This window comes from Pseudomonas sp. BIGb0558, from assembly GCF_024807515.1.
GTDB lineage: Bacteria > Pseudomonadota > Gammaproteobacteria > Pseudomonadales > Pseudomonadaceae > Aquipseudomonas > Aquipseudomonas yamanorum_A.
Map to the genome: position 1 here is coordinate 1 of NZ_JANUEW010000063.1, position 24,830 is coordinate 24,830.

Here is a 24,830-nt window from a genome sequence, read left to right on the forward strand (position 1 = left end):
TGCCGAGCCTAAGCGAGGCACCGAGTGGTGGGGCAAAGACCTTTTGGTTACTTTTGGGGCGTTTGCCAAAAGTGACCCGCTGTAAGAGCGGAACCATAAGCCGCCGTTACCGCAGCAACGGATATGTACACTCACAAAACCCGCTCCCCAGCCACAACCCCATCCCGCCACCAAGCCGCCAAACTCAACACATTCCGCGCCTTGAGCAACGAAAAATGATTCCCCGGCCCATACCAAACCTCCAACGACCCGGCGCACTGGCGCCACCCCTCAACCATCACCCCCTGCTCCCGCTGATTCCCCGCCGCATCCAGGGTCGGATCCTCCGCCAACACCAACCGCACCACCCCCTCATACCGCCAAACCGGCCGATAAACCGTACGCAACGCCGACGCATACGTCCGCGCCGGACCATCCATGGCATCCGCCGAAGACCGCACAGGCAACAACCCAACCCCCACCATCCCCGCATGCAACAACCGCCGCTGCTCCACTTCATCCCGCCCGGCAAAATCCACCGCATCAACACCCAGCGACTTACCCGACGCAATCTGCATCGACTCCACCAACCGCAACAACGCCGCCGTCGTGGTATAGGGCCTGCCCACCACCCCATTCCCCCCGGGCGCCTCGCTGTCAATCAACGTCAACGAAGCCACCTCACGCCCCTGGGCCTGCAACCGCGCGGCCATCTCAAACACCACCCAGCCACCAAACGAATGCCCCACCAGATGCACCGGCCCCGAAGGACATTCCAACTCCAGCGCCTGCAAATAACAGCGCGCCGCCGCCTCGACCTGACTGTGAGGCACCACCTCCCCATCCAGCCCGCGCGGCTGCAAGCCAAAGATCGGCCAGTCCCGGCCCAACGCCTCGGTCAACCCCACAAACCCGGTCACGCTGTCCCCCGCACCCGGCACACAAAAGATCGGTGCCTGCCCGGCGCGGCCACTCTGAATCCGCAACAACGGCTGATGCTCCGCCACACGCGGCGCCTCACTCAGCGCCAGGGCTTCACCCAACGCCTGCCCCAGCGCCTGGATATGCGGCGCCTGCATCATGCTCTGGTGATCCCCCGGCACTTCAATGCGGCGCAATTGCCCTGCGGCCAGCGCCTTGTCCCAGCCCAAATCCAGGCTGCGCCGCGACAGTTCCGTCGGCCGCTCGGCAGCGCTGAACAGGTGCACCGCCAGCGGCATCGGGAACAGGCTGTAATGCGCCAACGCATGCCCGTGCCCGACTTCCCGCTCGATAAAACTCAAGAGATCCGCGTCCGTTGCCGCCGCCATCTGCGCGTACAACAAATGCCGATCGCGGCAGCGTTGCAGCAAGCCAGCAAAGTCCAGCTGTCCAATCTGCGCGTCCAGTTGCTCCAGGCTCGCCAACTCATCCACACCTCCCTGTGCCTTCCAATACGCCGTGCACTGCAACAACAGATGCCGCTTGAGGGCATCCGGACCGGCCCAACGCGCCTTGCCCTGGTCGGTCATGCGCGGCACGTAGCTGTCGATCAGCCCGAGGAACGCCACCGGCTCGTCCAGCCCCTGCAGTTGCATCGCCACTTCATAGGCCAGCACCCCGCCAAACGACCAACCCGCCAGGCGATACGGCCCATGGGGCTGCACCGACCGAATAATCCTCACCAGCCGCGCCGCGAGGCCTTCCATGGTTTGCAATTGCGGCTCACCGAGGGGCGCGCCGGGCAAGCCATAGATCGGGTAGTCACCCGGCAGATGCCGGCCCAGCGCCGGGAAGTACACGTCCATGCCGCTGAACTCATGCACCAGGAACAACGGCGGCTGGCTGCCGCTGGCGCGCACGGTGATCAGCGAGCGGTTGTCCTCCCGCGCAGTGCGCTGGCCGAGCATCGCAGCCACCGAAGCCACGCTGGCGTGCTGGAACAGCTCCGCCAGCGATACCCCGAGCCCCGCCTCTTCCATCAGGTTGACCAGCCGGATCGCCAGCAACGAATGCCCGCCCAGTTCAAAGAAACTGTCATGCCGGCCGACCTGTTCCAACCTCAACACCTCGGCCCAGAGTCGCGCCAGGGTCTGCTCCAGCTCATTCGCCGGGGCCTCGAACACGCGGCTCACCAACGCTTCCATCGCCGGCACCGGCAGGGCCTTGCGGTCGACTTTGCCGTTGGCGGTCAGGGGCATTTTTTCCAGCGGCACATAGGCCGACGGCACCATGTAGTCCGGCAGGTGCTGCAGCAGATGGCTGCGCAACACCTCGATGGCCAGCGGCTCGCCGGTGTAGTACGCCACCAGGCGTTTGTCCCCCGGCACATCCTCCCGCGCCAGCACCACCACATCCTTGATCCCGGCACAGGTCGCCAGGCGCGCTTCGATCTCGCCCAACTCGATGCGGAAACCACGGATCTTCACCTGGTCGTCATTGCGCCCGATGCACTCCAGCAGCCCGTCCGCCGACCAGCGTCCCAGGTCGCCGGTGCGGTACAGCAAACCCTCGCCAAACGGGTTATCGACAAACTTTTCGGCCGTCAGCTCAGGCCGGTTCAAATACCCCTTGGCCACGCCGTGCCCGCCAATGCAGATTTCCCCGACCACACCCAGCGGCACCGGCTGCAACTGCGCATCCAGCACATGGATCTGCGTGTTGGAAATCGGCTTGCCGACCGGCACGCTTTCGGCGTCGGCGGCGATGGCGATGGCCTGCACTTCATACGTGGTGGCGTAGGTGGTGGTTTCCGTCGGGCCGTAGCAATGCACCAGGCGCAGCGCCGGTGCCTGGGCCAGCAGGCTGCGGAACGCCGCCGGGTCCGCCCGCTCGCCGCCGCACAACAGGATGCGCAGCCCGGCCAACGCGTCGGGAATCAACTGCACGTACTGGTTGAACAGCGCGGTGGTGACGAACAGGATCGTCGCCCCGCCGGCCTTCAATACCCGGCCAAAAGCCCCCGGGTCGAGCAAGGTGGCATGGTCGACCACCAGCACCTGGCCGCCGTTGAGCAAGGGGCCCCACACGTCCATGGTGCTCGCGTCGAACGCCGGGTTGGAGGCAAATGCCACGCGGTCATGGGCGTTGAAATCGGCGTAGCCGTTATTGATCACCAGCCGCGTGATGCCCCGGTGTGGCACCAGCACGCCTTTGGGGGTGCCGGTGGAGCCGGAGGTGTACATGATATACGCCACCCGCTCCGAGGACTGGGACAGGTCGGGGTTATGGCTCGGTTGCGGGTCCAGCGCCAGGGTGTCGAGGTCGATCCGGCGGGCCGGGTAATCGATGGATTCGTTGCTGTGGGTCAACAGCCACACCGCGCCGCTGTCCTGCACCATGAAGGCCTGGCGTTCGGCCGGGGCGTTGATGTCCAGCGGCACGTAGGCGGCGGCGCATTTGAGGATCGCCAGCTGGCTGAGCAGCAGGTCAATCGAGCGTGGCAGCAGGATCGCTACGTGGTCGCCGGGCTGCACGCCCAGGGTGCGCAGGTGATGGGCCAACTGGTTGGCGCGGGTGTTCAGCGCGCCGTAACTCAGGGTGTGTTCGCCGTGCACCACGGCGATGGCGTTCGGACGCGCCAGGGCCTGGGCTTCGAACAAGCGCTGCACGGTATGTTCGTGAGGGAATTCACGTTGGGTGGCGTTGAACTCCACCCGCAGTTTTTCACGCTCTGCCACCGGCAGAATCGACAGTTGGCTGATGGCGCCCCCGGCATTCTGTTCCAGGGCCTGCACCAGCTGTTCGAGGGCGATATGCAGGTACTCGCAGAGGCGTGGCGCGCCCTGCCCCATCACGTCGAAGCTGAACCCGTCCCCCAGGTCATCGACACTCAGGGACAACGCAAAGTTGGTGCGTTCCTCGGCCTTGAGCACTTGCATGCCCTGCCAGGCCTCGGCCACTGCGCCAGCGTGCGGCGCACTGTGACGGTAGTTGAACAGCACGCTGAACAGCGGCGTATTGGCCGGCAGCCCGCTGCAACGCTGGGCCAGGGCCAGAGGCGCATGCTCGTGGCTGAGCAGTCGGGTCAGGCTGGCGTGGGTCGCCATCAGCGCCGCGTGCACCGTGCGCTGCCCCAGGTCGACCCGCAGCGGCAAGGTGTTGATGAACACGCCCAAGGCACGTTCAGCGCCTTCACCGCCTTGCAGCCGGCCCAGCAACACAGTGCCGAACACCACCTGCTCGCGGCCGCAGACCTTGCCCAATACCTGCGCCCAGGCCAGGTGCATCAGGCTCGCCGCACTCACCCCAAGATGACGTGCCAGGCTGCGCAGGCGCCCGTTCAACAGCGGGTCGACGTTCAGGCGCGCCTGCTGCGCTTCACCCGGTGCATTCAGGGCTGGCGTCGGCTCATCGACCTCACCGAGCATCTCGCGGAAGAACGCTTCGTGCTCTTCCTCGCGCATTCCCAGCCGCGTCTGGGCCACATAGTTGCGATACGGCACCGCCGCGCCCAACTGTTCGCGCCGGCCCAGCAGGCAGGCCTGCATCTCGTGCTGCAGCACTTCCAGCGCAACGTGGTCCATCACCAGGTGATGGAACAGCAACAATGCAACCACTCGCTGGTTGGCCGGGTCCTCGGCGTACACCAGGCGCATCAACGGTGCCTGGGCCAGGTCCAGGCGATGCTCATGGAAGCGCGTCTGCAATTGCTCCAGCACATCGCCTGTCAGTTGAATCGCCTCGACCTGCAGCGAGGCCTGGCGCCATACCACCTGCACCGGTTCTTCCAGCCCATCCCAGTGCATCGACGAACGCAGGATGTCATGCCGCTCGATCACCGCCTGCAAGGCCTGGGCGAACGCTTCAAGGCGCTCGACGCTGGCAAAGGCGAACTGCGCCTGCAACAGGTACGCATCACCCTGCTGCACCGCGCGGTGGTGATACAGGATCCCGGCCTGCAACGGCGCCAGCGGGTAGATGTCCTGCACATTGGCCGCGCCGCCGGGAATGGTCGCGACGAGACGGTCGATGGCAGGTTGTGCAAGGGTCAGCAGCGTGAGCATGTCCGGGGTGATTCGCGTGCAATCCGCAGCAATGCCATTGGCCGGCACCGCCACCTCGCGGCCACCGCCCACGGCGGCGGCCAGCGCCGCCAGCGTGGGTTGGCCAAACAACACCTTCACATCCGCCGACAGTCCGGCCCGGCGCATGCGGCCGATCAGGCTGGCGGCCAGCAGAGAGTGGCCGCCCAGTTCGAAGAAATTGTCATGCCGCCCCACCCGCTCCACTTTGAGCAAGTCCGCCCACAGGCCGGCCAGGGTGACTTCGATATCGCCCACTGGCGCGACATATTCCCGGGCGATCACCGACGCAAGGCCCGGCGCCGGCAGGGCCTTGCGGTCGAGCTTGCCGTTGGGGCTCAGGGGCAAGGCGTCCAGGTGCATGAAGGTCGTCGGCACCATGTAGTCCGGCAGGTGTTCCAGCAGATGGCTGCGCAGAGCATCGATCTCGGCCGGCACGCCGGTGTAGTAAGCCACCAGCCGTGAATCCCGGGCGATAACCGCGGCTTCGCTGAGCTGCGGGAACTGGAGCAGTCGCGCCTGGATCTCCCCCAGTTCAATGCGCAGGCCACGGATTTTTACCTGGTCGTCGTTGCGGCCCAGGTACTCGATAGTGCCGTCGGGCAAGTAACGCCCGACGTCGCCCGTGCGGTACATCCGGCCGGTGCTGAACGGGTCCTTGAGGAAGCGTTCGGCCGTCAGTTCAGGGCGGTGCAAGTAACCCCGGGCGACTTGCACGCCACCGATAAACAGCTCGCCCACCACCCCCAATGGCACCGGCTGCAACTGCGCGTCCAGCAGGTACATGCGGGTGTTGGCGATCGGCTTGCCAATCGGCGTGTTGTCCGGGGTGACCGGCCCGGCGCAATCCCACGCCGTCACGTCCACCGCTGCCTCGGTGGGGCCATAGAGGTTGTACAAGCCGATGCCGGGAAGCTGTTGTTTGAAGCGGCGCACCAGGCTGCCGGGCAAGGCTTCGCCGCTGCACATCACCCGCACCAGCCCGGCGCTCTGGCTGACATCACCGTGAGCCAGGAACACGTCGAGCATCGACGGCACAAAGTGCAAGGTGGTGATCTGCTCCGCCTCGATCACCTCGCACAGGTAAACCGGGTCCTTGTGCCCGCCAGGACGCGCCATCACCAAGCGGGCGCCGGTGAACAGCGGCCAGAAAAACTCCCACACCGACACGTCGAAGCTGAACGGGGTTTTCTGCAACACCGTGTCCTGAGTATCAAGCCCGTACTCGTCCTGCATCCACAACAGGCGGTTGACCACGCCCGCGTGTTCGTTGATCACGCCCTTCGGTTGGCCGGTGGAGCCGGAGGTGTAGATCACGTAGGCCTGGTGCTGCGGGGTCAATCCACGGACCTGCGGATTGGACGTCGGCAGGTGCTGCCAGGTGTTCTGGTCCAGATCCACCACCGACACCTTTACCTCGCCCAGTAACGCACGGGTTTCGCCCTGTACCAGCACCGCCGCCGGCGCGCTGTCCTTGAGCATGTAGGCGATACGCTCCAGCGGGTACGCCGGGTCCAGCGGCACATAACCACCGCCCGCCTTAAGGATCGCGAACAGCCCGACAACCATCTCCAGGCCACGCTCGACGCAGATCGCCACCCGCGAATCCGGCGGTACGCCCAGCTGCCGCAGGTGATGGGCCAACTGATTGGCCCGCTGGTTCAGTTCGCGATAGCTCAGGCACTGTGTGCCCGCCTTCACCGCCACTGCATCGGGCGTACGCTCAACCTGGGCTTCGAACATACCGTGGAGTGTCTGGTCGAGGTTGTAATCGACTGCGGTGTCGTTGAAGTCGAACAGCAGGTGCTCGCGCTCCTGGCCGTCCAGCAAATCAGCGTGCTCCAGCACCGCCTGATCATTAACGACCATGGCTTGCAGCACGCGGGTGAAGTAGCCGACATAACGCTGCATCGTCGACTCATCGAACAACGCAATCGCGTACTCCAGGGTGCCGCGAATTTCGCCCCGGGCCTCGCCGAGGTTCAGGGACAGGTCGAACTTGGCAAAGTGACTGTCCTCCACAATCCCTTCAAGGCTCAAGTCCCCAAGGGCCAGCACCGGCGCGTTGCTGTCCTGCCAGGTCAGCATCGTCTGGAACAGCGGGCTGTGGGCCAGGCTGCGCAGCGGCCGGGTGATTTCCACCACCTGTTCAAACGGCAGGTCCTGATGGGCCTGGGCGTCCAGGGTCAGCTCCTTGACCCGCGCCAGCAGCGCCTCGGCGCTCGGCGCGCCCGAGGTATCAATGCGCACCGCCAGGGTGTTGACGAACAACCCGATCAAGCCTTCCACCTCGGCCCGCTGGCGGTTGGCGACCGGCGAGCCGATCACCACTTCCTCCTGCCCGGCCAACCGCGCCAGCAACGAAGCCCACGCGGTCATCATCACCATGTACAGGGTGGTGCCATGGCGTTGGCTCAAGGCTTTGAGCCCGGCGGTCAGGCGCTCATCCAGGCGCACCTCGACGCTGCTGCCGGCGTAGTCCTGCTGGGCCGGGCGCGGACGGTCGGTGGGCAGCATCAGCAAGGCCGGCGCGCCCGCCAGGGTTTGCTGCCAGTAGCTGCTCTGGCGATGCAGCACGTCGCCGCTGAGCCACAGGCGCTGCCAGACGGCGAAGTCGCTGTACTGGATCGGCAATGGCGGCAGTGGGTCAGCCTCTGCGCGACTGAAGGCCTGATACAGCGCCATCAACTCGCGGGTCAGCACGCCCATGGACCAGCCATCGGACACGATGTGGTGAAGGGTCAGCAGCAATACGTGATGATCGTCGGCCATGATCACCAGGCGCCCACGCAGCAGCGGGCCGCGTTGCAGGTCAAAGGGTGCCGAGGCTTCGCCCTGGATCAGCGCGTGCAGCACTTGCTGTGCTTCGGGGTGGCGACGCAGGTCCTGCACTTGCAGGGGCATCACCTCTTCAGGCGGCACGATCAGCACGTGGGCGTCGTCGTCCTGCTGGGCGAAACGGCTACGCAAGGTCTCATGCCGCGCCACAATCCGCGCCAGGGCCCGTTGCAGCGCCTCGACGTGCAACTGTCCGCGCAGGCGCAGGCCGATCGGAATGTTGTAGGCCGTGTTGGCCCCTTCCATCAGCGCCAGGAACCACAGGCGTTGCTGGGCAAACGACAGCGGCAAATCTGCGTCCCGTGCCGCCGGCAGGATATCCGGCAACGTGCTGCGTCCCGCCTGGGCCAGCACTTGCGCCACCGCCGCCAGTTCGGCATTGGCGAACAGCTCACCCAGCGCCAGGTCGACCCCCAGTTGCTGGCGCACTTGAGACACCATGCGCATCGCCAGCAACGAATGCCCGCCCAGCTCGAAGAAATGGTCCTGGCGCCCGACGCGCTCCACGTGCAGCACCTCGGCCCAGATCTGCGCGAGCACGCTTTCAATATCGCCGTGGGGCGCCTCGTATTCGCGGGTGAATACCGCGGCCAGGTCCGGTTTTGGCAGGGCCTTGCGGTCCAGCTTTCCGTTGGCGGTCAGGGGCAACGCATCCAGTTTTACGTAGGCCACCGGCACCATGTAATCCGGCAGATGCGCCACCAGATGCGCACGAATCTCGCCCACTTCAAGGGCATCGAACTGCGGGTTTTCGGTGAAGTAGGCTACCAACCGTGGCTGGCCCGGCTGGTCTTCACGGGCCAGCACCACCACTTCCTGGAGACTCGGAAGCTGGTTGAGGCGGGTTTCGATTTCCCCCAGTTCGATACGCACGCCACGGATTTTTACCTGGTCGTCGTTGCGCCCCAGGTACTCGATATTCCCGTCCGGCAACCAGCGCGCCAGGTCGCCGGTGCGGTACATACGGCCCGGGTTGAACGGGTCATCCAGAAAGCGCTCAGCGGTCATTTCCGGGCGGTTGAGATACCCCCGCGCCACGCCCTTGCCGCCCACATACAGTTCACCGGCAACGCCCAACGGCACCGGGCGTTGCTGTTCGTCCAGCAGGTAAACCGTGGCATTGGCGATGGGTTTGCCGATGTGCAACGGCTGCCCGGGTTCGTTCCGGCCGGAGGTGGCGACCACCGTGGCTTCGGTGGGCCCGTAGTTGTTGATCACCTCGAAACGCTGGGCCCGGGTGAACTGGCGCAGGCGGTCGCCGCCAATCAGCAGGGTGCGCAGGGTCGGGTGTTCGATGTTCTGGCTGAACGCATACTCGGCCACCGGCGTGGGCAGGAAACACACGTCCAGCGGTTGCGCGCGCCACCAGTCCAGCAGCGCGTCGATGTCTTCCCCGCCGTCGTGGGCCGGCGGCAGGTGCAAGGTCGCGCCCACGCAAAGGGCCGGCCAGACCTCCCAGGCCATCGCGTCAAAGCCGAACCCGGCCACGCTGGCGGTATGCCGGCCGGCGCACAGGTCAAATGCGCGGCAATGCCAGTCCACCAGGTTGGCCACGGTGTGGTGCTCCACCATTACGCCCTTGGGCAGGCCGGTGGAGCCGGAGGTGTAGATCACGTAGGCCAGGTTGGACGGTGTGACGGCGACGTGCGGGTTGCTGGCCGAATGGTGATGCCAGGTAAAACGGTCGAGGTTGATCACCGGCACGTCGAGCGCGGGCAGGCGTTCCAGCAGTGCGTGCTGGGTCAGGACTGCAACCGGGGCGCTGTCGCTGAGCAGGTAGCTCAGGCGCTCGGCGGGGTGCGACGGGTCCACCGGTACATAGCAGGCGCCGGACTTGAGGATCGCCAGCAACCCGGCCAGGGTGTCCAGCCCGCGCCGGGCCACGATGGCCACGCGGTCGTCGGGTTTTACCCCCAGCGCCAGCAGGTGGTGGGCCAGCAGGTTGGCTTGCTGATTCAATTCGGCGTAGGTCAGTTGGCGGCCTTGATACACCGCCGCCACCGCGTCCGGGGTCAGCAGGGTTTGCGCTTCGATACGCCCGTGCAGGGTGGTGCCTTGGGGGAAGTCGGCCGCAGTGGCGTTGAACTGCTTCAGCAGATGGCGCTGCTCCGCCTCGGGCAGCACCGACAAACGATTCAAGGGTGTTTCGGGTGCCTGTTCCAGCGCCTGCACCAGGTTTTCCAGGGCGGTTTGCAGATAGCTGCACACCCGCTGCGGATCCACCTGGGCACTGGCCAACAGGCTCAGGCTGAAGTCCTCGCCCAGATCGTCGACGCTCAGGGTCAACGGGTAGTTGGTGCGTTCCTCGGAACGCAACGCCTGAATACCCTGCCAGGCCGATGCCGCCTCGGCACTCGCGCTGCCGGCGCTGTGGCGGTAGTTGAGCAGCGCGCTGAACAGCGGTGTCGGCGCCACCACGCCGCTGCACCGCTGGGCCAGAGCCAGCGGCGCATGTTCGTGGCGCAGCAAGGTGGTGAGCCGGGCATGGGTGGCCTTGACCCCGGCGCGTACGTCTTCGGCGCCCACATCCACCCGGAACGGCAAGGTGTTGATAAAGATCCCCAACGCACGGTCGGTGTCGTGGCTGCCCTGCATGCGGCCCATCAGCACCGTGCCGAACACCACCTGTTGCTTGCCCGCCAGCACGCCCAGCACCTGGGCCCAGCCCATATGGAACAGGCTCGCGGCACTCACGCCCAACTGCCGGGCCTGGGCGCGCAGACGCCGGCTCAGTTGCGGGGCCAGCGCCAGGCTGATTTCTTCGATGTTGTCGCCGTCACCCTGCACATCCTGCAAGCCGTAGGGCAAGGTGGGTTCGCTGATGTCGCCGAGCATCTGGCGGAAGAAACCTTCGTGTTCCTGCTCGCTGATGCCCAGCCGCGCCTGCGCGACGTAGTTGCGAAACGGCACGGCCTGGCCCAACCGCTCGGCCTTGCCCAGCAGGCAGGCCTGCATCTCGTGGCACACCACTTCCAAAGCGCTGTGGTCCAGGGCCATGTGGTGGAACAACAGCATCGCCACCACGCGCTGGCCGGCTTCATCCCGGGCGCGCACCAGCCGCAGCAGCGGTGCCTGGGTCACGTCCATGCGGTAATGACGGCCATCGAACAGTCGGTGCAACTGGGCCGCGATATCACCGTCGGCCGGGTCCAGCTCAATCGCCTGCACCGGCAGGCGCGCCGTGCGCCAGACCACTTGCGACGGTTCTTCCAGGCCTTCCCACACCACCCCGGTACGCAGGATATCGTGGCGGTCGATCACCTGTTGCAGGGCCTGGGCAAACCCCTCGAAACGCTCGAGGCTGTCGAAGGCAAACAGCGACTGCATGATGTACGGGTCGCCGTGTTCGGCACTCACATGGTGGTAGAGGATGCCCTCCTGCAACGGCGCCAGCGGGTAGATGTCCTGCACATTGGCGACGCCACCCTCGACGGTCTCGAGGATGCGGTCGATGGACGCCTGGCTGAGGTTCGACAGGGTCAGCATCTGCGGGGTGATGAAGGTAGCGCCCGGCGCAATGCCATTGGCTGGCACCTGCACCTCACCCGCCTTGGTCGCCGAGTAATCCCCGGCCTTGATCAGCTCGATCAGCGCCGGCTTGTGTTCGCGCAGCGAGGCCACCAATGCCGTGTCGCTCAGGGCCTGTTTGTTGCCTTGCACCGACAGCTGATCGCCCTTGAGCGCCAGTTGCACGTCCTTGGCCTTGAGTGTCGCCAACAGTTCGATGATGCTCACAGGACGATCTCCATTCGTTCGGTAATTGCGGCGTAGCCGGCCAGGGTCGGTTGTTCGAACAGGCCCCGCACATCGGCTTCCATGCCTTCCTGACGCAAGCGTCCAATCAAACTGACGGCCAGCAACGAGTGCCCGCCCAGTTCAAAAAAGTTGTCGTGTCGCCCTACCCGCTCCACCTTCAGCAACTCGGCCCACAGCCGCGCCAGGGTAATTTCGGTGTCGCCCAGCGGGGCTTCGTACTCGCGCACGATCAGCGACTCCACACCCGGCGCCGGCAGGGCCTTGCGGTCCAGCTTGCCATTGGGGCTCAGGGGCCAGGCGTGCAGGTGCACGAACACGGCGGGCACCATGTAGTCCGGCAAGCGCGCCAGCAGGTGCGCCCGCAGCTGTTCGATATCGGCCTGCACGCCGGTGTAGTACGCCACCAGCCGCTCATCCCGGGCCAACACCGCCGCTTCCTTGATCTGCGGGTATTCGGTCAGGCGCGCCTGGATTTCCCCCAGCTCGATACGCAGGCCACGGATTTTCACCTGGTCGTCGTTGCGGCCCAGGTACTCGATATTGCCGTCGGGCAGGTAGCGCCCGACGTCACCGGTGCGGTACATCCGGCCGGCATGGAACGGGTCCTTGAGGAAGCGCTCGGCGGTCAGTTCAGGACGATGCAGGTAGCCGCGAGCGACTTGCACACCGGCGATAAACAGCTCGCCCACCACCCCCAGCGGCACCGGCTGCAACCGCGCGTCCAGCAGGTACATGCGGGTGTTGGCAATCGGCTTGCCGATCGGGGTGTTGTCCGGCACCTCGGGCCTGGCGCAGTTCCAGGCGGTCACGTCCACCGCCGCTTCCGTCGGGCCGTAGAGGTTGTACAGGCCGATGCCGGGCAACTGCTGTTTGAAGCGCCGCACCAGGCTGCCAGGCAAGGCTTCACCGCTGCACATTACCCGCAGCAGCCCGGCGCTCTGGCTGACATCGCCATGGGCCAGGAATACATCGAGCATCGACGGCACGAAGTGCAAGGTGGTGATCTGTTGCGCCTCGATCACTTCGCACAGGTAAGCCGGATCCTTGTGCCCGCCGGGGCGCGCCATGACCAACCGTGCCCCGGTGAACAGCGGCCAGAAGAACTCCCACACCGACACGTCGAAGCTGAACGGGGTTTTCTGCAGGACCGCGTCAGTGGCGTTCAGGCCGTAGGCGTCCTGCATCCACAGCAGGCGGTTGACCACGCCGGCGTGCTCGTTGATCACGCCCTTGGGCTGGCCGGTGGAGCCGGAGGTGTAGATCACATAAGCCTGGTGCTGCGGGGTCAGTCCTTCGACCTGTGGGTTAGCCGCTGGCAGGTGCTGCCAGGTGTTCCGGTCAAGATCCACCACCGGCACCGTCACATTGCCCAACAGCGAACGGGTTTCGCCCTGCACCAGCACCGCTGCCGGCGCGCTGTCTTGCAGCATGTAGGCCAGGCGCTCCAGCGGGTAGGCCGGGTCCAGCGGCACATAACCGCCGCCGGCCTTGAGGATCGCGAACAGGCCGATGACCATCTCCAGGCCGCGCTCGACGCAGATCGCCACCCGCGAATCCGGCTGCACACCGAGCCCGCGCAGGTGATGGGCCAACTGGTTGGCCCGCTGGTTCAGCTCGGCGTAGGTCAGGCGTTGCTCGCCCGCCTTCACCGCCAACGCATCGGGGGTGCGCTCGACCTGGGCTTCGAACATGCCGTGCAGGGTCTGCGCCAGGTCGTAATCCACCTCAGTGGCGTTGAAGTCAAACAGCAGTTGCTTGCGCTCTGCATCCCCCAGGATCGGCAGGCGATCAAGAGCCTGGTGCGGCGCGTGTTCCAGGGCATCCACCAGTTGGGTCAACGCCGTCTGCATATAACCGCAGACCCGCTGTGCGCCCACCTGCGCCAGGGTCAGCGCGGTGAAGTCATAACCGTCCCCCAGGTCATCGACGTTCAGGGTCAACGGGTAGTTGGTGCGCCCGTCGTTGGTCAGGGTCTGCATGCCTTCCCAGGCGTGTTGCGCGTCCTGTGAGCGGGTGGCGCCGCCACGGTGACGGTAGTTGAGCATCGAGCTGAACAGCGGCAACGGCGCCGCCACCCCGCTGCAACGCTGGGCCAGGGCCAGGGACGCATGCTCATGCCCCAGCAACGCGGTGAGCCGGGCGTGGGTGCCGCGCACGCTGTCGCGCACGTTTTGCCCCTCGATATCCAGGCGCAATGGCAGGGTATTGATGAACACGCCGAGGGCCCGATCCGCCCCCTCGCCGCCCTGCATCCGGCCCACCAGCACGGTGCCAAACACCACGTTCGGCTTGCCCGACGTCACCGCCAATACCTGGCCCCACGCCAGGTGGAACAGGCTCGCGGTGCTCACCCCCAGCAGGCGCGCCTGGGCCCGCAGGCGCCGGCTGACGGCGGCGTCCAGGTGGTGGGTGAATTCTTCGATATCCCGACCATCGCCCTGCACATCCTGCAAGCCGAAGGGCAGCGTCGGCTCATGGATATCGCCGAGCATCTCGCGGAAGAAGCCTTCGTGCTCCTGCTCGCTGACACCCAGCCGCGCCTGGGCCACGTAGTTGCGATACGGCATCGGCGCGGCCTGCGGTGCGGCGTGGCCCAGCAGGTAACCCTGCATTTCCCGCAGCACCACGTCGAACGCGGTGTGGTCCAGCACGATATGGTGATACAGCAGCACCGCCACCACACGCTGATTGGCCGGGTCATTGGCGTACATCAGACGGATCAGCGGGGCCTGGGCAATGTCCAGGCGGTAGCGTCGGGCGTCGAAGCGCTGATGCAGGCCGGCCAGTACGTCACCCTCCAGGTGCAACGCTTCGACCTGCAATTGCGCCTTGCGCCACACCACCTGCACCGGCTGCGCCAGGCCTTCCCAGACTACGCCGGTGCGCAGGATGTCGTGGCGATTGATCACCTGTTGCAAGGCCTGGGCGAAACTCTCCAGCCGCGCCTGGGTATCGAACGCCAGGTGCGATTGCAGCAGGTACGGGTCGCCCTGCTCCGCCGTGATGTAGTGGTAAAGAATCCCTTCCTGCAACGGCGCCAGCGGGTAGATGTCCTGCACATTGGCCGCGCCACCGGGCACGCTGGCGACGACCTGGTCGAGGGTTGGCTGATCCAGCTCCACCAGCGACAGCATCGACGGCGTGATGCGCTGGCAATCGGCAGGGATGCGGTTGACCGGCACCACCACTTCCCGGCCACTGCCCACCGCCGCTGCCAGTGCAGCCAATGTCGGCTGGCTGAACAACACCCGCACATCGGCGCTGAGGCCGACCTGGCGCATGCGTTCGATCAAGCTCACCGCCAGCAATGAATGGCCCCCCAGTTCAAAGAAGTGGTCATGGCGGCCCACTTGTTCTACCTGCAACACCTCGGCCCAGATCCGCGCCAGGGTGGTTTCGACTTCTCCACGCGGTGCTTCGTATTCGCGGCTGAGCATGGCGGCCTGGTCCGGCGCCGGCAGGGCCTTGCGGTCGAGCTTGCCGTTGGCGGTCAGGGGCCAGCTGTCGAGTTTCACGTAGGCCACCGGCACCATGGCCTCGGGCAATTGGCTGTGCAGTTCGGCGCGCAGGGTCTCGATATCCAGCGCTGCGTGTTCGGTGAACCAGGCCACCAATCGACCGTCGCGCACCAGCACCACGGCCTCCTGGATGCCATCGACGGCGGCCAGGCGGGTTTCGATTTCCCCAAGTTCGATGCGCACGCCACGGACTTTTACCTGGTCGTCATTACGGCCCAGGTACTCGATATTGCCGTCCGGCAGCCAGCGCGCCAGGTCGCCGGTGCGGTACATGCGGCCCGGGTTGAACGGGTCATCCAGGAAGCGTTCGGCGGTCATCTCGGGACGGTTCAAATACCCGCGGGCCACGCCGCTGCCGCCCACATACAGTTCGCCTGCCACGCCCACCGGCACCGGGCGCTGCTGCGCATCCAGCAGGTACACGGTGGCATTGGCCATCGGCTTGCCGATATGCAGTGGCCGGCCGGCGTGCACGCGCCCGGAGGTGGCGACCACCGTGGCTTCGGTGGGGCCGTAGTTGTTGATCACGGCAAAACGTCGCTCGTGAGTGAACTGGCGCAGGCGATCACCGCCGATCAACAAGGTGCGCAGGCTTGGGTGTTCCAGGTCCTGGCTGAAGGCGTACTCGGCCACCGGGGTGGGCAGGAAGCTCACGTCCAGCGGCTGGGCCAGCCACCACGCCAGCAGTTCATCGATGTTTTCATTGCCCACCTGGGCCGGTGGCAGGTGCAAGGTCGCGCCCCCGCACAACGCCGGCCAGACTTCCCAGGCCATCGCATCAAAGCCGAACCCGGCCACGCTGCTGGTGTGGCTGCGGGCTTGCAGGTCAAAGGCTTCGCAGTGCCAGTGCACCAGGTTTTCCACGGTGCGGTGTTCCACCATCACCCCTTTGGGCTGGCCGGTGGAGCCGGAGGTGTAGATCACGTAGGCAAGGTTAGCCGGGGTCAGCCCGGCGACCTGGGGATTGGTCGCGTCGGGGTAAGCGCCATTCAGGTCGACGATGGCCACATCACCCAGCACGGCACGGGTGCTTTCTTCGGCGAGTACCGCGACCGGGGCGCTGTCTTGCAGCAGGTAGGCGATGCGCTCGGCCGGGTACGCCGGGTCCACGGGCACATAGGCGGCGCCCGCCTTGAGAATCGCCAGCAGGCCCGCCAGCATCTGTGGGCCACGTCGGCAGCAGATCACCACGCGGTCGTCGGGCTGCACGCCCAAGGCCAGCAGGTGATGGGCCAACTGATTGGCGCGGTGGTTGAGTGCCTGGTAGGTCAGCGGCTGGCCGTCCTGAACCACGGCAATCCCTTCGGGCTGGCGCCCGGCCTGGGCTTCGAAGGCACCGTGCAGGGTTTGCCCTTGCGGGTAGTCGCGGCCGGTAGTGTTGAAAGTGCGCAGCAGTTTTTCGCGTTCTGGAGCGGGCAGGATCGGCAGCTGGTTCAGCGACAATTCCGGTGTTTGCTCAAGGGCGTCCACCAGTTGCGCCAGGGCGCTGTGCATGTAGTCGCACAGGCGCTGCGCACCGATGGATTCCAGGGCCAGCACCGTCAGGCCGAAGCCTGCTCCCAGGTCGTCCACGCTCAAGGTCAGCGGGTAGTTGCTGCGCTCTTCGCCACCGAGCAACTGCACACCTTCCCAGATGCCATGCCCGTCGCGGGCCATTTCACCCGGGGTGCTGTGGCGGTAGTTGAGCAAGGCGCTGAACAACGGCATCGACGTCGGCACGCCACTGCAACGCTGGGCCAGTGCCAGGGACGCATGTTCATGGCCGAGCAGCGCGCTGAGCCGGGCGTGAGTCGCCTTGACCCCGGCGCGTACTGCGCTGGTGCCCACGTCGACCCGCAACGGCAAGGTGTTGATGAACATCCCCAATGCCCGGTCGGCGCCCTCGCCGGCCTGCATGCGGCCCATCAATACAGTGCCGAACACCACGTCCTGACGGCCCGACACCAGCCCGAGTACCTGGGCCCACGCCAGGTGCATCAGGCTCGCAGCGCTGACGCCCAGTTGCCGGGCCTGCTCGCGAATCCGCAGCGCCAATGCCGCGTCCACCGGCAATTCGGCCTCTTCGATATCCCGGCCATCGCCCTGCACATCCTGCACGCCAAAGGGCAGCGTGGGCTCGTCGACATCGGCGAGCATGTCACGGAAGAACTGCTCGTGCTCCTGGGCACTCACGCCCAGGCGGGCCTGGGCCACGTAGGTACGAAACGGTGCCGCAACCGGCAACTCATCCGCCTGATTGAACAGGAACGCACGCATCTCCTGGCCCACCACTTCCATGGCGGTGTGGTCCAGCGCCAGGTGATGGAACAGCAGGATCGCGGCGACGCGCTGGTTGGCCGGGTCTTGCGCATAGACCATGCGCAGCAGCGGCGCCTGGGTGATGTCCAGCCGGTAGTGACGGGCATCGAAGCGCGCGTGCAGTTGCTCGATCACGTCGCCATCGGCCGGGTCCAGGGCAACGTTCTGCACCACCAGCTCCGCATGCCGCCAGACCACTTGCACCGGGCTGTCCAGGCCTTCCCATACCACACTGGTGCGCAGGATATCGTGGCGCGCCACGACCTTTTGCAGCGCGCCCATAAAGGCCTGCAAACGCTCGATGCTGTCAAACGCCATGCGCGATTGCAGCAGGTACGGGTCGCCCTGCTCGGCACTGATATGGTGGTAAAGAATGCCTTCCTGCAATGGCGCCAGCGGGTAGATATCCTGCACATTGGCCGCGCCGCCCGGCACCGTGGCCACAATGCGCTCGATGGCCGGCTGGTCGAGCGTGACCAGGGTCAGCATCGACGGCGTGATGCGCTCGCAGCCCGGCGCAATGCCGTTGGCCGGCACCACGATTTCCCGGCCACTGCCCACCGCCGCCGCCAGTGCCGCCAGGCTTGGCTGGTTGAACAGCACCCGCACATCGGCGCTCAGGCCGGCCTGGCGCATGCGCTCGATCAGGCTTACCGCCAGCAGGGAATGACCGCCGAGTTCGAAGAAGTGATCAAACCGCCCGACCCGCTCGACCTTCAATACGTCCTGCCAGATCTGCGCCAGCAGCGTTTCCACCTCGCCCTCGGGCGCCTCGAAACCACGGCTGAGCAGCGACGCCTGATCCGGCGCCGGCAAGCCCTTGCGGTCCAGCTTGCCGTTGGCGGTCAGCGGCAACAGCTCCAGCCAGACATAGGCCGACGGCACCATGTAGTCCGGCAGGCGGCTTTGCAGATGTGCCCGCAACGCTTCAATGCTCAATGGCGCCTGGGCGGTGTAGTAAGCCACCAGGCGTTTGTCGCCGGGCTCGTCTTCACGGGCCAGCACCACGGTGTCTCTCACGCCGGCATAGCTGGCCAGGCTGCTTTCGATTTCACCGGGTTCGATCCGGAAACCACGGATTTTCAGTTGATGGTCATTGCGGCCCTGGTACAGCAAGGTACCGTCCGCCTGCCAACTCGCCAGGTCGCCGGTGCGGTACAGCAGGCCATCGCCGAAAGGGTCGACGATAAATTTCTCGGCGGTCAGTTGCGGCTGGTTCAGGTAACCCTTGGCCACGCCCGCACCACCGATATACAGCTCGCCGACCACGCCCAGCGGCACCGGCTGCTGCCGCGCATCCAATACGTAGGCACGGCTGTTGCCGATAGGCCGGCCAATGGGAATACCGCCCTCGCCCAGCGCCTTGATCTCGAAGGTGGTGGAAAACGTGGTGGCTTCGGTGGGGCCATAACCATTCAGCAGATGTTGCGGCGCGCCGTGCTCCAGCACCCGGCCGATCACCTGCGGGTCGAGCACATCGCCGCCGACGATCAGGTAGCGCAACTGGCGGAACATCGGCATCAACCCGTCGGCATACTGATGGAACAGCCCGGCGGTCATCCACAACACGCTGACGGATTGCTCCTGCAACAGCGCGGCGAACGCGGCCTGGGACAGCAGCGTGGCGTGCTCTACCACCACCACGCAGCCGCCATTGAGCAGCGGCGCCCACACATCCAGGGTGCTCGCGTCGAACGCCGGGTTCGAGGCGAAGGCCACCCGGTCACGGTGATTGAAGTCGGCGTAGCCGTTGTTGATCACCAACCGGGTCACGGCGCGGTGTGGCACCTGCACGCCCTTCGGGGCGCCGGTGGAGCCCGAGGTGTACATGATGTACGCCACGCTTTCGGCGGACTGGGGCAGGTTCGGGTTGTGGGTCGGCTGTTGGTCCAGGTTCAGCCCATGGAGGTCATTCAGCACCTGCGTGGCGTGGCTGTCCTGCACCATGAACCCCTGGCGCTCGTCCGGCGCGTTGACGTCCAGCGGCACGTAGACCGCCGCGCACTTGAGGATTGCCAGCTGGCTGACCAGCAGATCGATGGAGCGCGGCAACGCGATGACCACGCTGTCGCCGGGTTTTACCCCTTGATCGATCAAGTAATGAGCCAGGCGATTGGCCCGCAGGTTGAGCTCGCGATAACTCAGCGAGGCATCGCCATGCACCACCGCCACCGCTTCCGGACTGGCCAGGGCCTGGGCTTCGAACAGCCCGTGAACAGTGCTCCCCGCCGGGTAGTCGCGGGCGGTGGCGTTGAAGTCCACCAGCAACTGCTGCCGCTCGACGGCGGGCAGGATCGACACGTGATGCAGCGCGGTAGTCGGTGCCTGTTGCAGCGCCGTCACCAGGTTGCGCAAGGCGCTGAGCATGTAGGCGCCGACGCGCTGCACATCCACTTCGGCCACGCCTTGCACGGTCAGGGCAAAGTCACTGCCGAGGTCATCGACGTTCAGCACCAGCGGGTAGTTGCTGCGTTCCTCGGAGCTGAGGATTTCGATCCCGGCGTCGGCAAACGGACTGGCGCCCGGCGCCTCACCCGGGGCACTGTGGCGGTAGTTGAGCAAGGTGCTGAACAACGGCAGCGCACCGGACACACCGCTGCAACGCTGGGCCAGGGACAGCGATGCATGTTCATGCCCGAGCAATTGCGCCAGCCGCGCATGGGTGGCGCGTACGCCGGCCTGCACGCCGACGGCGCCGACGCTGACCCGCAGCGGCAAGGTGTTGATGAACATCCCCAGCGCCCGGTCGGCGCCCTCGCCGCCTTGCATGCGGCCCAGCAATACCGTGCCGAATACCACGTCGTCCTGGCCCGACACCTGGCCGAGCACTTGCGCCCATGCCAGATGCACCAGGCTGGCGGCGCTCACCCCCAACTGCCGCGCCTGCTCCCGCAGGCCCAGGCTGAGGGCCGGGTCCAGCGGCAAGTGCGCTTCACGCACGCCGCTGCCGTCACGATTCACGTCGTGCAAGCCGAAGGCCAGGGTCGGCTCGTCGATGTCGCCGAGCATCTCGCTGAAGAACGCTTCATGCTGCGCGGCGCTCACACCAAGGCGTGCCTGGGCCACGTAGTTGCGGTACTGCACGGCGTCGGGCAGCAACCCGGTCTCGCCCGCAAGGCTGGCGCTCATTTCTTCCACCAGCACCTGCAGCGCGGTGTGGTCCAGCAGGATGTGGTGCAACAGCAGGATGCCGACATGGCGGCCCTGATCCTCGGCGTAGGCAAAACGCATCAGCGAGGCACGGGACAGGTCGAGGCGATAGTGGCGTGGGTCAAAGCGCGCTTGCAGTTGCGCCAGCACATCGCTGGCAGAGTCGACCTCAATCTGCTCCACCACCAGCAGCGCCTGGCGCAAGACCACCTGCACCGGCTCGTCCAGGCCTTCCCAGACCATGCCGGTGCGCAGGATGTCATTGCGCTCGATCACGCTTTGCAGCGCACGGATAAACGCCTCGACCGGCTCATGGCCGCTGAAGCTGAACTGCACCTGCAACACGTAGGGATCGCCTTCGGTGGTCGCCAGGTGATGGTAGAGAATGCCGGCCTGTAACGGGGCCAGGCCGTAGATGTCCTGCACGTTGGCGATACCGCCGGGGACGCTGGCGAGGATATGGTCGATGGCCGGTTGGTCCAGTTCCACCAGCGGCAGCATGTCCGGTGTGATGCGTTGGGTCGCTGCGCTGATCAGGTTGGGCGGGACCTGCACCTCATGCTGCCCGCCCACCGCCGCGGCCAGCGCGGCCAATGTCGGCTGGCCGAACAGCACCCGCACATCGGCGCTCAGTTCCAGCTGGCGCATGCGCTCGATCAGCTTGACCGCCAGCAGGGAATGGCCGCCCAGCTCGAAGAAGTTGTCCTGGCGCCCGACCCGCTCGACCTTCAGCAGGTCTTGCCAGAGATCGGCGATCGCGGTTTCAACTGCGCCTTTTGGCGCTTCATAGCCACGGCGGGCCAGGGCCTCGGTGTCGGGTGCCGGCAAGGCCTTGCGGTCGAGCTTGCCGTTGGTGGTGAGCGGGAACCTGTCCAGCAGCACAAAGGCGCTGGGCACCATGTACTCGGCCAGGGACAGCAGCAGATGATCACGCAACTCGGCAGCCGTGGGCGCCTGGCCCTGCCGGGCGATCACGTAGGCCACCAGGCGCTTGTCGCCCGGCTCGTCTTCGCGGGCAATCACCACGGTTTCGCGCACGCCTTCGCAGGTGGCCAGGCGCGCTTCGATTTCCCCCAGTTCGATCCGGAAGCCGCGGATCTTTACCTGGTCGTCGTTGCGCCCCAGGTATTCGACGCTGCCGTCGGCCAGCAAGCGCCCGAGGTCACCGGTCTTGTACAGGCGCTGGCCGGTCGCCGGGTCCGTCAGAAAGCGTTCGGCGGTCAGCTCATCGCGGTTGAGATACCCCCGCGCCACGCCGGCCCCGCCGACGTACAACTCCCCCACCACACCCAGCGGCACCGGCTCGCGGCGGGCGTCCAGCACATACAGTTGCAGGTCGGGAATGCGCACGCCAATCGGGCTGACGCCCACCCGCTGTGCGTCCGCCGCCTCCAGCGCACGGTAGGTCACGTGCACGGTGGTTTCAGTGATGCCGTACATGTTGACCAGGCGAGTACCGGCGTTGGTCACCCGGGCGTACCACGGCTTGAGAATCCCGGGCTCCAGGGCTTCGCCGCCGAAGATCACCTGGCGCAGGGAATGCAGCTGCTGGCTACGGCCCTGTGCCGCGATCAACTGGCGGAACGCGCTCGGCGTCTGGTTGAGGATGCTCACACCGGCTTCGCACAGCAGCGCATAGCACTCGTCCGGGGAGCGGCTGACCAGTTGCGGCACCACCAGCAACTGCCCGCCGTGCATCAGCGCGCCCCAGATTTCCCACACGGAGAAGTCGAAGGCAAACGAGTGGAACAGCGCCCAGGTGTCACTGGCGCTGAACCTGAACCAGTGCTCGGTGGCGCTGAACAGCCGTGCGACGTTGCGGTGTTCGATCATCACGCCCTTGGGCAGCCCGGTGGAACCGGAGGTGTAGATCACATAAGCAAGGCTCGACGGGCTGAGCGCAACGTTGGGATTAACGATGGGCTCGTGCTGCAGGCGGTTGAGGTCAATCGAGGTGACGTCGCCCACCAGGTGCCGCGTGTTGTCCTGCACCAGCACCGCCTGCGGCGCGCTGTCTTGCAGGGTGTAGGCGATGCGCTCCTGCGGGTAGGCCGGATCGATCGGCACATAACCCGCGCCGGCCTTGAGAATGCCCAGCAGGCCAATGATCATTTCCAGGCCGCGCTCCACACAGATCGCCACCCGGTCATCGGGGCGAATGCCCTGCTTGAGCAGGCAATGGGCGACCTGGTTGGCGCGTTCATTCAGCTCGCGGTAGCTCAGGCGCTCATGCTCGAACCGTAGCGCGACGGCATCGGGATGGCTGGCGGCATGGGCTTCGACTTGCTCGTGGATCAGGGCCGAATCGGCGTAGTGCCCGGTATCGGCATTCAGGCCATGCAGCAGGTGCTGGCGCTCGGCGCCGGGCAGGATGCCCAGGTTGTGCAGCGGCGTCTCCGGCGTTTGCTCCAGCGCCAGCACCAGGTTTTCCAGGGCGGTGTGCAGGTACTCGGCAATGCGCGCGGCGCCGATGGAAGCGTCCACCATCACGGTAAAGGCAAAGCCCTCGCCCAGGTCATCGACGTTGACGGTCAGCGGGTAATTGGTGCGCTCTTCGGTGCCCAGCACCTGGATGCCTTCGGCAATGTCGATCACCGCCTGGGTGTCCGAGGCATCGCTGTGGCGGTAGTTGAGGATCGCGCTGAACAATGGCGTGGGTGCAGCCACACCGCTGCAACGCTGGGCCAGGGCCAGGGAAGCGTGTTCGTGGTTGAGCAATTCCGTCAGGCGCTTGTGGGTGGTTTGCACCCCGTCACGCACACTTTGCGCGCCCACATCGACCCGCAGCGGCAGGGTATTGATGAACATGCCCAGGGCCTGGTCGGAGCCTTCGCCTGCGCCCATACGCCCGAGCATTACGCTGCCAAATACCACGACTTCGCGAGCGGAGACCTTGCCCAGCACCTGGGCCAGTGCCAGGTGCATCACGCTGGCGGGGCTGACACCCAACGGTCTTACCTGGGCTCTTAAACGGCGGCTTAGATCGCTGTCGACGGCGATGCGGGTTTCATCGACGCCATGGCCGTCGCCCTGCACATCCTGGAGGCCGAACGGCAAGGTGGGTTCGTCGATATCGGCGAGCATCTCGCGGAAAAACGCTTCGTGTGCCTGCTCGCTGACGCCGTGGCGAACCTGGGCGATGTAGTTGCGAAACGGCACCGGTGCACCGGCTTGTTCGGTCTGGCCGGCGAGGTGCAGCTGGATCTCGCGGCGCACCACGTCGAGGGCCGTGTGGTCGAGGATGGTGTGGTGGAACAGCAGCATGGCGACCACCCGCTGGTTGCGCGGGTCTTCGGCGAACACCAGGCGCAGCAATGGTGCCTGGCCGAGGTCCATGCGGTAGTTGCGGGCGTCGTAGCGGGCTTGCAGCCGGGTCAGTACGTCGCCGTCGAGACGGGCTTCTTCGCAGGCCAGCGCGGCTTTGCGCCAGACCACTTGCAGAGGTTCGTCGAGGCGTTCCCAAGCCATGGAGGTGCGCAGGATATCGTGACGATCGATGACCCATTGCAGGGCCTGGGCGAAGGTTTCCAGACGGGCGCGGCTGTCGAACACGAACTGCGCGTGGAGCACGTAGGGGTCGCCCTGGTGCGCTGACAAGTGATGATAGAGCATGCCTTCCTGGAGCGGGGCCAGGGGGTAGATATCCTGCACATTCGCCGCGCCGCCGGGGATGCTGGCGACGATGCGGTCGATGGCGGGTTGGTCGAGGTTGACCAGGGGCAGCATGGCCGGGGTGATGCGGTAGGCCGGGCTGAGCCAGTCGCCGCCGTGTTGGGCGACGAGGTCGAGCAGTTGGGGTTTGTGGGCGATCAGTTGGTCCCATAGGGCGTCATCCAGCGCGTCGTCGTCACCCAGGATGATCAGGTCGCCTTCTTCCATTTGCAGGCGGATCGGGTGGGTGGAAAGAGCTGCCAATAATTTGCTGAACTGCATGGGGGTAACCTGCTTTTTTGAGTCGGATACGGTTGAGGAGAAAGTCCGTTTTCAGCTGTCGCGTAAGTGCCTGGGAGGCCCGGTTTAAAGCGCGGGCGCGGTCGTGGGCCGGGAGGCGTCCCGCAGGGTTGGGAAATTAGAGGATTCGGGGGGGCGGGGGTGACATGGGAAGCGGGGACAAACGGGTTGGCGGGGGGGACTTTCGTATTTATTGGAGGGGCTTGGATGGGGGGTATATCCGTTATTTGGGTGATGTCTGATATTGGTTCCGCTCTTACAGCGGCTCACTTTTGAAAAGCGCAAAAGTAAGCAAAACGCTCTTGCCCCACCACTCGGCACCTCGCTAATGCTCGGT

2 protein-coding genes are annotated in these 24,830 nt (G+C 65.7%); both read right to left on the reverse strand.

Going from position 1 to position 24,830, the window contains the following annotated elements; translation table 11 throughout:
- Positions 1–131: 131 nt before the first annotated feature.
- Positions 132–11,555, reverse strand: coding sequence for a non-ribosomal peptide synthetase (locus M2400_RS32240; RefSeq protein ID WP_259201097.1), 11,424 nt, complete (start codon positions 11,553–11,555; stop codon positions 132–134).
- Positions 11,552–24,475: a non-ribosomal peptide synthetase gene (locus M2400_RS32245; protein ID WP_259201099.1), complete on the reverse strand. Its 12,924-nt coding sequence runs from the start codon at positions 24,473–24,475 to the stop codon at positions 11,552–11,554. The genes M2400_RS32240 and M2400_RS32245 overlap by 4 nt, the downstream gene beginning before the upstream one ends.
- Between the last annotated feature and the right edge of the window lie 355 nt (positions 24,476–24,830).

Bases quoted from the DNA above. Each gene is read 5' to 3' on its own strand.
- M2400_RS32245 (WP_259201099.1), bottom strand. From the start codon at position 24,475: ATGCAGTTCAGCAAATTATTGGCAGCTCTTTCCACCCACCCGATCCGC.